14 protein-coding genes are annotated in these 13,580 nt (G+C 58.9%); 1 reads left to right on the forward strand and 13 read right to left on the reverse strand.

Annotated features, from left to right (window positions below):
* Positions 1 to 10 precede the first annotated feature (10 nt).
* Positions 11 to 415: a hypothetical protein gene (locus AB6B39_RS13375; RefSeq protein WP_284373953.1), complete on the forward strand. Its 405-nt coding sequence runs from the start codon at positions 11 to 13 to the stop codon at positions 413 to 415.
* Positions 416 to 460: 45 nt separating this feature from the next.
* On the opposite strand, the gene AB6B39_RS13380 is transcribed toward AB6B39_RS13375, so the two are convergent.
* From AB6B39_RS13380 to AB6B39_RS13440, 13 genes are all read right to left on the reverse strand, one after another.
* A complete protein-coding gene (locus tag AB6B39_RS13380; protein ID WP_284373951.1) occupies positions 461 to 1,018 on the reverse strand; it encodes a cytochrome b in 558 nt (185 codons plus the stop codon).
* A gap of 4 nt (positions 1,019 to 1,022) precedes the next feature.
* The gene (locus tag AB6B39_RS13385; RefSeq protein ID WP_284373948.1) at positions 1,023 to 1,706 is read right to left on the reverse strand and encodes a YceI family protein; all 684 of its coding nucleotides are present in this window, start codon (positions 1,704 to 1,706) and stop codon (positions 1,023 to 1,025) included.
* A 21-nt stretch (positions 1,707 to 1,727) separates the two neighbouring features.
* Positions 1,728 to 3,125: a protein adenylyltransferase SelO family protein gene (locus tag AB6B39_RS13390; protein WP_371398769.1), complete on the reverse strand. Its 1,398-nt coding sequence runs from the start codon at positions 3,123 to 3,125 to the stop codon at positions 1,728 to 1,730.
* On the reverse strand, positions 3,050 to 3,685 hold the full coding sequence (locus AB6B39_RS13395; RefSeq protein ID WP_284373945.1) for a glutathione S-transferase family protein: 636 nt from the start codon (positions 3,683 to 3,685) through the stop codon (positions 3,050 to 3,052). Before AB6B39_RS13395 ends, AB6B39_RS13390 begins: the two co-directional genes overlap by 76 nt.
* Positions 3,686 to 3,694: 9 nt before the next feature.
* The gene (locus AB6B39_RS13400) at positions 3,695 to 4,627 is read right to left on the reverse strand and encodes an alpha/beta hydrolase fold domain-containing protein (protein WP_284373944.1); all 933 of its coding nucleotides are present in this window, start codon (positions 4,625 to 4,627) and stop codon (positions 3,695 to 3,697) included.
* A gap of 17 nt (positions 4,628 to 4,644) precedes the next feature.
* On the reverse strand, positions 4,645 to 5,256 hold the full coding sequence (locus AB6B39_RS13405; protein WP_284373942.1) for a DJ-1/PfpI family protein: 612 nt from the start codon (positions 5,254 to 5,256) through the stop codon (positions 4,645 to 4,647).
* Positions 5,253 to 5,846: a DUF924 family protein gene (locus tag AB6B39_RS13410; RefSeq protein WP_284373940.1), complete on the reverse strand. Its 594-nt coding sequence runs from the start codon at positions 5,844 to 5,846 to the stop codon at positions 5,253 to 5,255. Before AB6B39_RS13410 ends, AB6B39_RS13405 begins: the two co-directional genes overlap by 4 nt.
* On the reverse strand, positions 5,843 to 7,789 hold the full coding sequence (locus tag AB6B39_RS13415; RefSeq protein ID WP_371398622.1) for a long-chain-acyl-CoA synthetase: 1,947 nt from the start codon (positions 7,787 to 7,789) through the stop codon (positions 5,843 to 5,845). Before AB6B39_RS13415 ends, AB6B39_RS13410 begins: the two co-directional genes overlap by 4 nt.
* Before the next feature lie 69 nt (positions 7,790 to 7,858).
* A complete protein-coding gene (locus AB6B39_RS13420) occupies positions 7,859 to 9,265 on the reverse strand; it encodes a hypothetical protein (RefSeq protein ID WP_284373936.1) in 1,407 nt (468 codons plus the stop codon).
* 58 nt (positions 9,266 to 9,323) lie between these two features.
* A complete protein-coding gene (locus AB6B39_RS13425) occupies positions 9,324 to 9,977 on the reverse strand; it encodes a TetR/AcrR family transcriptional regulator (RefSeq protein WP_284373934.1) in 654 nt (217 codons plus the stop codon).
* A 45-nt stretch (positions 9,978 to 10,022) separates the two neighbouring features.
* Entirely contained in the window at positions 10,023 to 10,583 is a 561-nt protein-coding gene (locus tag AB6B39_RS13430) for a phasin family protein (protein WP_284373932.1), read from the reverse strand.
* Positions 10,584 to 10,613: 30 nt separating this feature from the next.
* On the reverse strand, positions 10,614 to 11,522 hold the full coding sequence (locus AB6B39_RS13435) for an alpha/beta fold hydrolase (RefSeq protein WP_284373930.1): 909 nt from the start codon (positions 11,520 to 11,522) through the stop codon (positions 10,614 to 10,616).
* A gap of 207 nt (positions 11,523 to 11,729) precedes the next feature.
* Positions 11,730 to 13,409: an alpha/beta fold hydrolase gene (locus AB6B39_RS13440; RefSeq protein WP_284373928.1), complete on the reverse strand. Its 1,680-nt coding sequence runs from the start codon at positions 13,407 to 13,409 to the stop codon at positions 11,730 to 11,732.
* Positions 13,410 to 13,580: the final 171 nt, after the last annotated feature.

The following is a 13,580-nucleotide window of genomic DNA, read 5'->3' on the forward strand; positions in this document are numbered from 1 at the left end:
GGTCCTGATCATGGCCGAAGCAGAAACACGCACACAGGAGCCATATGCACGCCGGGAATTTCTGCCGCGCGTTTTCGATGAAATGGTCGAACATGCGAACAAGGCGGGCACGTTCCGCATCGGCAAATCCCTGTCTTGGCAAGGCTTTCAGCTGATGGCGAGCGCCGCCGATCTGGCGGAGCTGGCGGTGCAGGCGCTCGATTTCCGCGAACCCCATATCCGCCCCGATCGCCGGGACTATGCCGCCTTCCGCCTCTCGCTGGGCTCACGGCTTTTGCAGCGCGACTTGCCTTTTACGCGCAAGCAGCTCTGCATTCTGGGCGACAGTCTGGTGATGGCGTTGCGAACGGAGCTGCATGCTTTCCCGGTCGATCAGGTCGGCGCCCTGCTCCGCAAGCGTGTCGAGGCGCTCTGACGACGCATTCTCGCGCTAGCGAATGACGGGTTAGTGGCTGACTGGTTAGCGGAGGATGGGCAACATTCGGCGCAGCACGCCGTCCCGGTCGATAAACTGATGCTTCAACGCCGCCCCGACATGCAGAACGATGAGGCCGATAAACAGCTTCGCCCCGATTTCATGCAGAGCCTTGAACCGGGCTTCCAATGCCTCGGACTGTGCGAGACCCGGCAAATCGGGTAACGGCACGACGCCGAACAGCACGGTCGGTATCGGAAGATCGGACGCGCTGACCATCGCCCAGCCGAGCAATGGCATGACAAACATGAGCCCGTAAAAAACCCCATGAGTGAGATGGCTCGCCCGCTGCTGCCAGCCAGGCATGGCGTCGGGTAAAGCGGGTGGCTTGTGACGCAGCCGCCAGATCAGCCGGACGATTGACAGGGCCAGAACGGTGATGCCGAAACTTTTATGCAGCTGATAGATGGCGAACCGGTTCGGCATCCATTCTTTTGTCATCAGCAGCCCGAAGACGATCAGGCCGATGATCAACAGGGCGATCGTCCAATGCAGGACGATCGCGACACGCGTATAGCGGGCAGAATGCGTCGTGCCCGCCATGCCCTTAATCAGCTTTCTGGAATTCGACTTCGATCATCAGCGTGACTTCATCGCCGACATTAGGCGCAAACCGTCCAAGATCATAATCGGAACGCATCAGCGTTCCGGTACCGCTGATCCCGAACATGTCCTTGCCGGACCGGAGATGCTGCCCGATTTTATTGAGCTGCCCATCAAATGTGATCTCGCGGGTCACATCCTTCATCGTCAGATCTCCAGTGATCGTCCCCGACCCATCCGGATTGATATTGAGCGCTGTGCTACGAAATGTGATCGTCGGATAAGTCGCCACATCGAAGAAATCAGCGCTTTTCAGATGGTCGTTGAAGGCCGGCACCATCGAGTCGATCGACTCGACCGGAATGGTCACGTTCAGCGTCGAGTTTTCAGGGGTCTCTGAATCATACTCCACGGTCGCGTCGAACTCACCCCAGCGGAGGATCGGGCGGGAATAGCCCTGATGATCGTATGAGAAATGAATGTATGCATGCCCATTCTCGTCCGTATATGTGCCGGATGGCAGAGCGGAAAAATCGAACGCACTGGCCGTTTCGACCTCGCTGGCGACAGCGGTCGCCGCCGGTGTGACGTCGGCCTCGACACGGGCTTGCGGCGGGCTCTCCGCAGCGCAGGCGGCAAGGATGGGCAAGGTCGCGATCAGGGCGATCGGGGCTATCAGCTGTTTCATGGTCATGTCTCCGGTTTGAACTTACCCATAGAGGCGTCGGTCGAAGCCTTCCAGTGTGTCGCGAAAAGTTGACCAGTCGTCATTATCAACAATCGGAGCCCATAATGCGCCGATTTCGTCATAAAGCAGCGTCGCCGGTCGGTCCGTCTCCGGGCGCGGACCCTCAGGTTCGCAGTCCGCATAGGCTCTCTTCCACTCCCTCCACTGCACGTCCGGATAATCCTGCAGCGGCGCGGATGACGGCCCGCCAGCCCAGTCATGGAAAAAGTCCGGCCAGTTGGCGCGGCTTTCGCGCAGCGTCTCGAAGGTCAATTTGACGAAAGCAGCCCCGCCACGGGCCGGAATTGCCAGACGCAGACGCCGGAACATGTGACGCACTAGCGCGGCTTCATACTGCTCGACATAGCTTTCCAGCGCCGCAATCAACGGCTGATCCGCCTCGATCAGCGACAGGCACTGCGCCAGCTGGCCGAGATTCCATCCCATAGCCTCGGGCTGACGGGCGAACGCATAAAGTCCGCCATGATCGAAATAGGCGGCCGTGAAGGCCGGATCATAATATGGCAAAAACCGATAGGGTCCGAAGTCGAACACTTCACCGGTCACATTCATATTATCCGTGTTCATCACCCCATGCACAAAGCCCGCCGCCATCCAGCTGGCGACCGCATCCGCACTACGAATGGCCACGGCGCGCAGCAGATCCGCCGGTCGGGTGACCTCCGGATAGAAATGACGACGACAATAATCGACCAGCGCTTCGAGATTGTCGGTGCGTTCGAAGAACGCTTGGCGCTGGAAGGTTCCGAACCGCAGATGGCTATGATTGAGGCGCGTCAGCACGGCGGACCGTGTCGGTGAGGGTTCGTCGTGACGCTGCAATTCTTCACCCGTTTCGATCAGGCAGAAGCTACGCGACGTGTTCACGCCCAGATGTTCCAGATAGCGCGATGCCAGTACTTCGCGCACGCCCCCCAGCAAAGTCAGCCGTCCGTCCCCGCGGCGCGAAAAAGGTGTCTGCCCCGATCCTTTGGTGCCGAAATCCAGTAGGCGTCCGTTCGCGTCACGGCACTGCCCATAAAGAAAGCCGCGACCATCCCCGATCTCGGGATTGTAATGGCGGAACTGATGGCCATGATAGCGCAGCGCCAGCGGCTCCGGCAGTGACCCTTCAAATGGCTCGAACCGACCGAAGCGTGCGGTCCAATCGACATCGCTCAGTCCGATCGCATCTGCGCTATGCTGATCGGCATAGCGCAGCGTCAGTTTAGGGAAATGCGCCGGTAGAACCGGGTCGTAAAAGTCTTCGCCCAGTTCATGAATGGCTGCGGTCGGACGAAACGCTATAGTCCCAACTCCGCGCCGTAGTGGGAATGAACGTTTGTATACCAGTCCTGTTGCCGCATCTTTTTCAGCCAGGCTGTCGTGACCGGCGCGGCACTCAGGTCGATCTGGGCGACTTTTTCGGGTTCGAAAGCCGCAACCAGGGCGAGATCGGCCAAGGTCAGACGCTCGCCATGCAGATGACCATCATGATCCAGAGCGACCTCCAGATGCGGCAGGTTCTCGCCAAGCAGGCGAATGCCCAGATCGACCGAGGCCTGATCCGGCTCGACCCCGATCATCGGCGCAATGAAGCGGTTATAGTTGATCCGGGCGACATTGACCCGGATGTGATGGGCAACGAAATCGACCCATTGATCGATCAGAGCAGCTTCGCGAATGTCCTCGGAATAGATATCGCCGCCCGACGTACGGGCCAGATAGCGGGCAATCGACGCACTCTCACCAAGCGCGAAATCGCCGTCTACAAGGGCGGGCACGCGTCCGAACGGGTTGACTTTGAGGAAGCTGTCGCTCTTCTGTTCCTGCACGGACAGATCGATAGACTGTCGCTCGACCTCCAACCCTGCAGCGGAGGCCACAAATAGCGGATAGAGGGACGGGTTGGATAACGGATGGAAATACAGAGTGATCATGAGGCGGGCCTAATCTGGTAATATCTCGAATTGGCGGCGTAGAAACTCGGCGGCTTCGATCGGCAATGTGTTCGCGCGCGGAAACGCCTTGGCGAAATTCAGAAAGCCATGCGGCATTGTTTTCTCGTAGCGATATTCAACCAGATTGCCCGCCTCTCGCATTTTGTCGACATAGAGACGGCCTTCATCCCGGAGAGGGTCCAACCCGCAGGTCAGGACGAAGGCGGGAGGCAGCCCGTCCAGGTCCGGCTCGAAGAGAGGCGAAATTTTCGGATCGGTCGGGTCGGCGCCCGCGACATAATGTTCCTGAATATATTTCAGCGCGACCGTCCCGATCTGCAGCCAGTCCTGCGGCCCCGGATTGGGCGGCTTGATGTCCTGCATCTGCATCATCGGATAGAACAGGATCTGCGCTTTCAGGCGATCCCTGTGAACCTGTGCCAGCCAGGCCGCCATATTGCCACCGGCGCTATCGCCGCCGACTGCGATATTGTCGGGATCGATTCCGCGCGACCGTCCATGTCCGCTCAGGGCCCATTCTACGACCATATTCACATCGTCTGGGGCCGCAGGAAAGGGATGTTCGGGCGCCAGGCGATATTCCACGGAAATGACACGGCATAGCGACGCATTGGCCAGACGACGGATAATGCCTTCATGGGTCTGCGTGTCGCAGGTCACAAAGCCGCCGCCATGGGCGTAGATCAGCGTCGGCCCCATCGCGGATAATGGGCCGAACGGAATGAAGAGCTGAACCTTTACGCCGTTGATTTCAAACTCGTCGCGGACCCGGACTTCCGGACCGGGCACGTCGAAACGGCGGGTCATACGGCGGAAATTATCCTGAAACCGGTCGAGAAACTGCTCATCCGGACTGAGCTTCGAGAATTGCTCGGACAGCGCTTCCGATAGCGATTCGATCAGGGTTTTGGGCGTCTTCACGAGTGCCTGTCTAACGACTAAACGTCTGCGGCGTAAGGCGGCACGGGATCATATTGCATAGCCCGCGCTACATCACGTGACATTTGCGGGCTGAACCATTGTCCCACCAACCACAGCGCCATATCGATCCCCGCCGATACGCCAGCGGCTGTCACGACATGTTCGTCCCGGACATATCGAACATGCGGAACCAGCGTCCCGCCCATGTTAAGGCGTTCGAACTCCGAGAATGCCGACCAGTGGGTCGTGGCGCGCCGTCCGTTCAACAGACCGGCTTTGGACAGGATGAAAGCCCCTGTGCAGACGGATGTCACCCAGTCGCAGCCGGGCGCGATCCGCTCGACCCACCCCATCATCGCCTCGTCCTGTATTACCGCGCGTGATCCCTGCCCGCCTGGCACGAGCAGCACATCCAGCGCCTCGATCGCCGCCATGCTCGCATGGGCTCCGACGCGCATCTGTTTGAACGCCAGAATGTCGGCACCGTCACGCGAGATCAGACGGTTATGGAGCGGTTCTGTTTCGCCGCGCAGACGCGCAACTTCGTTGACCATCTGGAAAACTTCCCAGGGCCCGACAAAATCCAGTTCTTCGACATCGTCGAAAATCAGAATACCGACCTGCTTCATGACGGATCATACCCTCCATTGGCGAGGAATTCACGCTCCTCTGCCGTGCTGTCCCGGCCGAGAACATCGTTGCGGTGCGGGAATCGGCCAAACCGTTCGATCACGTCGCGATGGGCAATGGCGTGGCGCAGCGTACTACCGCCATCATCCAGCCGCGTGCCCGACAATTCGACACAGCGGTTTTGCGCGATCAGGTTTTCGGCATGCATGAGAGGCATGTAGACGAAACTGCGCCGAGCGATTGGAATCTCCAGATCCCAACCCCGATCAACCATGTCGTCTGCCGATGTCAGGGCCAGAGGGTCCCATGCAAAGGCAGCCGGTGAGTCACGGTACATGTTGCGCGGAAACTGATCGAGCGTGATAATCTCCGCCAGTTGCGACTCTGGGTCCGCCCGCCAGTTCAACCCGGTCACGGCAACCGGATCAGCGAGTATCGACGCGGTGCGTTCGAACCGGCGGCGGATTTCGTCATCAAACGCCTTCGTCGCGTTGAACCAGTATGTCTGGTTATCCGGCGCGAACCAGAAGTCGAGCACATCCTGTGGCGTAACCGCCGTCTTCCCGACCCGTTTCGATTCCAGCCTCACAAGCGGATCGTTCCATTATTGATCTTCTCGAACGTTTCCACATCGACATGCGCATACGCCTTCGTCTGCGGATTGCAGAAATAGACGGGTTCGCTGATCCGGTCTGGATCAAAGCCCGCTTTGACGAGATTGGTCTTCTTGAACTTGAAGGTCGAGGTCGTCTCCGACTCGCTGGACAGGCGCAGAAAGACGGGCCGCGCATAATGCGGCAATTCGCGGTCCAGATAGTCTTTCAGCTCGGCCAGATCTGGCGGTGTCTCCGCGACCAGCGCGGCCATGCCGGCCCGCCCATCATAGCCTGGCACTTCCACACCGTAGACATTGGCCTGCGTGATCCCGGGGAACCCAGACAGCACGCCTGCGACTTCGTTGGTCGCCACATTTTCGGCCTTCCAGCGGAACGTATCGCCGACACGGTCGATAAAGTAGAAGTAGCCCTGAGCGTCGCGTTTCATCAGGTCGCCCGTCCGGAACCAGGCATCGCCCGGCTTGAAAACATTGCGCAGGATTTTCTTCTGCGTCGCTTCCTTGGTTTCATAACCGTCGAAGCGGAACCGTGGATCATCGGTACGGATTTCACCGATCACTTCACCGACTTCATCATCATCGGCCCGCAATGCAAAGCCATCCGAACCGCGCGGGTTTTCGCCAGTCTCGACATCATACCGAATAATGTCGATGTTGAACTTCCACTTCAGATAGGACGGCACACGCCCGACCGCGCCGACCCGGCTATCCAGATTGATCAGGCTGACATTGCCTTCGGTCGCGCCGTAAAATTCGATCACGTGTGGGATATTGAACCGCGCTACGAAGCTTTCCCAGACTTCCGGACGCAGTCCATTGCCCATGATCCACTGGATTTTGTGTTCGCGTTCCAGCGGGTGTGGCGGCGTGGACAGCAGGAACCGGCACAGTTCACCGACATAGGTGAACATGGTGGCTTCGTACTTCACGGCTTCGTCCCAGAAGGTGGACGCGCTGAATTTGGGGCGCACGATGCAGGCTCCGCCATTGGAAATGGCCGCGCCCATTCCGACAAGGCCGCCCGTGGCGTGATAGAGGGGTAGCACCATCATCATCCGGTCTTTTGGACCGGCTTTTGCGCCAGCACCGAGACCCCGCATATAGTTCTGGGCCCGCACATGCGTCACCTTGGCCGCTTTGGGCAGACCGGTTGTTCCGGAGGTGAACATCTTCATACCCTGCCCGCCTGCTGTCAGCCCATCGCGGACGGATTTGGCGGGCCGGTTCGGCACGATGTCGCTGAGCGGTTCGTCAAAGGACCTCATCTTGCGCTTGTGGCCCTTGGGAACCTCGCCATAAGCGGCCCATTCAGTCAGACCGTCCTCGAGATGTTCGCGTGCGGTCTTCCAGCTATCGATCAGATCGACATCGACAATGACGTGGGCGGCTTCACTGATATTGACACAATGGGCCAGCGCACTTCCCGCAAGCTGGAAATTGATCAGGGCCGGGATCACACCGCGCTTGGTCAGTCCGAACCAAAGCGCGACATATTCCAAGCGATTGCGCACGAACACCGCCACCGTGTCGTTTTTCTGAATGTCATTGGCCACACACCAGCCAGCGACACGATTGGCATATTCTTCCATCTGATCGTAGGTCCACTGCCGCTCATCCTCGATGAAGGCGATATTGGGACCGAACGCATCGACGCGCATTTCCAGCTCGTCCGCCAGCAGGTGACCGGATTCCGCATCGACATCCTTCACGGACCGCAACATCCGCAACAGGCCTCCCAGATATCCAGCTTCGCGTTTCAATGTAGAGAGCATGCGTAATCTTCGTTTTTGTGAGGGTCGCGCGTGCATAGGCCAAGATGAGGCAAAGAAAAACCCCGCGTGGGAGCGCGGGGTTTTCAATCGACTAGCATGATGACGGCCCAGTGGGAGCGGAGCGATCATCGTGGGATCCGTCATCTGTGTACCGCAGGGGCACACTTGGCAGGATCGGACTTTCCCTTGCAAACTCGATGCCAGTTTCGCCTGTTACGGGAGTGATGCGCCCAGTTTGAACCCGTCAATATAGTTAGGCGGCAGATAGAGTGGGCGCTCATCATAGACGGTCGTCTGGTCGATCCGCTGATCATAGCTAACATCCCGTATGAACAGGGTCAGACCGTCAAAACGGGCGGCCTCCAACCGGTCATAGGGAATGAACAGGGTCAGCCTGTCCTCGCGTGCACAATCCCGGACCGACGAAACCACAACGCCGTCGCGCGGCCGATCGCTCGGAAACATGTCATAGCGCTCCGGTACGGACGTGCTGGGTTCGCGACTTGGTCTGGGCTTGCTGACAGGCGGCGCGGGCCGAGGTTTAGCGGGCTGCGGCGTTACGCGCGGACTGGGGACACGCGGATTGGACGTGCGGGGACTGGGAATGCGGGGCGTCGTCACGCGGGGGCTTGGCGCACGCGGGCTGGGCACAGTGACGCGGTCTCTGCGGTCTCGGTCGCGCCGCGACGAACGGTCGCTGCGGCCTGGAACGAGCGTCTCGGGCAGGACATCGCGGGATCGATCCGTCCGGTCGCTACGCCGGGGTCGGCGAGGCCGATCCGGCTGTACATCACGCGTGCGATCCTTGGCCCCGGCGGGTCGGCCATTGATATAATGATCGACGCGGCTGCGCGGCAGGTCCTGTCCGGGAACGATCCGGGCGGTTCCCCGCGGTACGAAATTATTGGATGGCACCTGAGTCCGGTCCCACCGCCGGGTCGGACGCCGGCGCTCGCGCCGCTCCGGGCGGTAACGCCGCGGATGCCCGGTATGATGGGGGCCCTGGTAACGCCTGTGCCAGCCATCGGAGCGCCCGCCCCAATAGGAGAAATCAAACAGGCTGTGACCGAAATAGGTCGGACGCGGGCGGTAAAGCCCACCATAGCCCGGATAATAGTAACGATCATAATGATAGACGGTTTCCGTCACGCGAGACGAGCATTCCAGCTCGCGACTATCGCTCAGCACGATGGGAACCGGATCCCCGTTCAGGAACACGGCGTCGCGCGTGCGACCGATATCCCTGTCGCCATAATCCGTATAGTATAGTTGCACCTCCAGCAGGACACCGTCCTGCAGGCGTATACCATTCAGATCACGGACACCGTCCGTCGTGCGCAAATAGGCCTGTCCGGCCAAGTCCTCATCCTGTTCAAACGGATCGAATGTCGGGCCGACCGCCTCGGGCGCTCCGGTCCGGCGATTATATTCGGTCGTCACATCCTGCGCGATGATTTCCGGCGACAGGTCTGGGAAAGCAGGTCCACGCTGATAGGTCGCACTGGATCCGGACGAGCCGGACAGGCTGGATCCGGCCTGATAGCTGGTTTGACCGATCGCCTGTGTGCCCCAGCCGGAGAGTGTCACGGAAGAAAGCAGAAGGATCGCAAATCGGGTCATGCCTGTCCCATAGCGAACTGCCCTTGAGGTCTGAGTGAGCGCAGCGTTCATCTGACGTTCATCGCAAGCTGTCCGGCTCGGCTTCGCGCAACAGGTCGGCAAAGCCTTCCCCATGCGCCCAGTAAGGCGCGATCATGGACAGGCTTTGATAGACACCGCGGTCGATCAGGGCCTTCGTGGGGGCGTTTTCAGGTCCCGGGCCTTCGCGGAGCTGGTGATATTGCAGCCAGAACGTAAAATGCTGTGACAGCCGGGCAGACAGCGCCGCCTTTTCGCCCTCGCCAAAATGCAGATGCCCGCCCTCTTCGAGATCGGACAGAAGCGAGAAGGCGGTTCGTTCCTTCAGCGCCAGCAAACGGGAAAAGGGCATGGCCAGTTCCGGCACCCGATCGATCAGCGTTGCCGGGTTACGGTAGAAAAATCGGAAGTCCCATATCTCCTCGAAGATGATGTAGAGATAAACCCAGTTATCCTGCAGGGCGAGCGGTTCATTGATCGGCGCCGATAACACCTGACGCAATTCGATTTCGAAATCCGCAAACAGCTCGCGGATGATCGGGTCCTTGCCTTTGTAATGGTAATAGAGATTACCGGGTGAAATCCCGATCACAGAGGCCAGATCGACAGAGCTGACAGCGTGCTCGCCCTCATTATTGAAGAGCGCCTGCGCCGTCCGCAGGATCGTATCCTTGGTCTTGGAGCGTTCCGTCACGCGCCCAAACTAGCACAAATCACAATAATTGCGTGGCCTTGTCGTCTATTTTTTTGACGTCGTTGTTTTTGCCGCTGCTTTCTTGGTCGCCGGTTTCTTGACTGCAGTTTTCTTGGCTGTGGTTTTCTTGGCGGTCTTCTTCGGAGCAGCCTTCTTGGCAGGCGCTTTGCGCGTGCGGGTCGTGGTTGTCTTTGTCGGGGTAGCGCGCTTGGTGGTGGCGGTCTGTTTGATCAGCAGGTCGAGCTTGGCTTCCATCGCCGCCAGACGCGCTTCCAGCGCATCGACCCGGTCCTCCTGAGAGCCGGAAAGCCGGTCCCGCATCGCCTGAATGCGTTCGTCAATAGCCAGGTTGGACTGGAGTTCCGAGCCGAGACCTGACGCTTTCCCGGCCAGTTCCGCCCCCTTGATCTTGGCCGCCGTCTCTAGCTGTTCGCCTTTTTCCGCGAGTGTTTCGAAGACATCGGATGTCTTGCCCGACAACTCGCCGGAAAGCCCGCGGATCGCGTCACGCCCGTCTTCGAAAGCCTTGCCATAGGCCCCGATGCCCGCCAGCCAGATTCGCCGGGCCATGTCGGTCGTTTTCTTGCTCTGCTTGTCATCGGCCATGATCGGACTCCGTTGCTGGTATGGGAACTGTTAAGCCTTGGCGCGAAACCTGTCATTGGCATGTACGAAGCTGGCGGCCACGGAGGGCACTTCGACAGGCTCGGCATGCGGAATCGGCATTTCAGGTTCGCCGAAGAAATCACGGATAATGTCGACCGTTTCCTCGCGCCGCGTCAGCAGGAAGAGATGGCCCGCGCCTTCGATCACTTCGAGTCGGGAACGGCGATAGATCGCATCCAGAATACGGCCATTGATGACCGGCACGATGTGATCATTGCCGCCCATGATGATGAGCGTCCGCGCGCGAATACGCCGCGCAAACGGCAAGGAAGACCAGCCCATCATCGCACCGAGCTGGAACAGATAGCCCTTGATGGAAGGCGGCACCATATTGACGGAAAACTCATCCGACTTGCTGGCCGCATCGCCATAGAGCGTCTCGAAATTCTTTTTCAGGAAGTCCCGGTCCATATAGCGGCGCGGGCTGGCCATCTTGGACAGCGCCTTCGGATTGCCGGGTACCATGGTCCAGCCGGGCGAGGTTGCGCACAGGATCAGGCGGCGCGTCATCGACTTGTTCTGCCACGCAAATTGCTGCGCCGGTCCGCCGCCCCAGGATACGCCCAGCACATCGACACGGTGATAGCCATTATCGCGCAGGATCTGTTTTGCCGCCTTCGCCACCCACCAAGGGCGGTAGGGAATGGTCGGATCGGGCGATCCACCGACACCCGGCATATCGAAAGTGATGATGTCCCGACCCGTGAATGTGTCGGCGAATAGCTGGGCAATTTCGAGATTGGCCCCGATGCCGTTGAAGAAGAGCAGCGGCGTGCGCTTGCCAAAACCCTTGTCGACACCAGTCCAGATGGCTGTGCGCAGCTGTTGATTGCCGATCTTCGAAAAGAAGATCCGAGGCAGATTCTGCTGGAAACTCATGAAACGTCTTTCCCGGCGTAAACGCCGAATCCCCTGACAGTCCCTCGAGTCTAGCGCCCGGATCTATCATTCAGTGACGTCAGTAATGGGTTCACGCAGGTTTGCAAAAGCTTAAATCGCAGTTCCCCACATATGCATTGCCGCATGCAAAAACCCCGGCGCGAGGCCGGGGTTGATCGGATCGGACGGATAAGTGCCCCGCCCGGATCAGGTGAAGACATACTCGCCTGGGGCTTTGGATATGGGCGGATGGGCCTTGTTGCCGAGAGATTTCGGGGCTGCCTTCATCTCGCCGGAACGCTCGCCCAGCCAGTCCTTCCAGCGCAGCCACCAGCTTTCGCCGTAACTGTCTGCGCCTTCCAGCCAGCGATCGGCACGCGGTGGAAAGTCCTCATTGACGAAATATTGCGCTTTCGGATTACCGGGCGGGTTCAGCAGTGACTGGATATGGCCCGAATTGGACAGCACGAAGGTCGAATCGCCGCCGAACAGGCGCACATTGCGGTAGCAGGCCTTCCACGGCGTAATGTGATCCGTGATGCCGGCGACCATGAAATTGTCCTGCGTGACGGCCGACAGATCGATGATATGATCCATGAAGACTTCCGTCTTGTCAGGGCGGAAGGACCGCTTCTGAAAGATATCCAGATAGTCAGAATGAAGCTGCGCCGGCAGGTTGGTACTATCATTGTTCCAGAACAGAACGTCGAATGGCGGCGGGTTTTCCCCAAGCAGATAGTTATTGACGACATAGTTCCAGATCAGATCGTTCGGACGCATCCAGGCAAAGGACCGCGCCAGTTCGTCGCCGGCCAGAATACCCTTTTTCTTGGAATGGCGTCGCGCCGCCTCGATCGCCGTATCGGTCACGAACAGACCGATTTCGGAATCGGATTTCTTGCCGTCCAGTACTGAGACCATCAGGGTAAAGGCGTTAATACGGTCATCGCCTCGCGCCGCCAGTTCCGATAGCATCAGCGCCATGGTCGTGCCGCCGGAACAGGCGCCGGATACGTTGATTCGCTTGGTCCGGGTGATCTTGCGGACGGCGTCCGTCGCGACGATCAGCTCCTCGACATATTCTTCCAGCCCCCAATGGGAATGCTGACGGCTCGGATTGCGCCAGGACACGGCGAAAACCTGAAATCCGGCTTTCAGAAGGAAGCGGATCATGGACTTGTTCGGCTCCAGATCGACCGCATAATATTTGTTGATCTGTGGCGGTATGATCATCAGCGGCGTCTTATGGACGTCATCGGTCTGGGGCTTGTACTGGATCAGCTCCAGCATCTCGGTCTTGTAGACCACAGCCCCCGGCGTATTGGCGACATTCTCGCCTACCTTGAACGGGCGGCCATCGACCTGGCTCGGCATGCCGCCATTCTTGCGCAGATCTTCATAGGCGTTTTTCAGACCGTTCACGAGCGACATGCCGCCAGTCTCGTACAGCTTCTTCATGGCGGCCGGGTTGCCGATCAGCGAGTTGGTCGGCGCGAGCGTGTCCCCGATCAGATCGGTCACGAATTTGGCGCGCGCCTTGTCGGCCGGATGCATCTGGGAGTCGTTGATCCAGCCATCCAGTTCACGCCGCATGGCCAGCCAGCTTTGCAGTCCGCGTTTGTAGATCGGGTTCTTCGACCAGGTTTCGTCTTGGAACCGGCGGTCCTTGGGATGGGGAGACAACTCGCTATCACCCTTGACGATGTCGAACAGTTCCTTGCCGTAAGCGCCAACATGCTTGGCAAATGGTTTGGGCTGACGCGCAATATACCCCGCCATTATACCCAGGGATTTGACCACTTCGGACCGGCGGAAGCCAACGAGACTGTTGACCGCAGTGGTGTTTTCAGCCGCCTGTTTTGCGACTTTTTCTTTTTTGATGGCCATTAAAGCGTCTCTCCCAATAATCCCGATAATCCGTTCTTAGCTTGAGATAACGGGCGAGACAAACAAGCGTTGCCAATCTTCATCAGATTCGCGTCGACCCAGCCACGCATCGCGCATAAAAAACGGCCCATGCAGGGGGTGCATGGGCCGCAATATGACGTCGGACAGGTC

Source organism: Algimonas porphyrae (assembly GCF_041429795.1).
Taxonomy (GTDB): domain Bacteria; phylum Pseudomonadota; class Alphaproteobacteria; order Caulobacterales; family Maricaulaceae; genus Litorimonas; species Litorimonas porphyrae.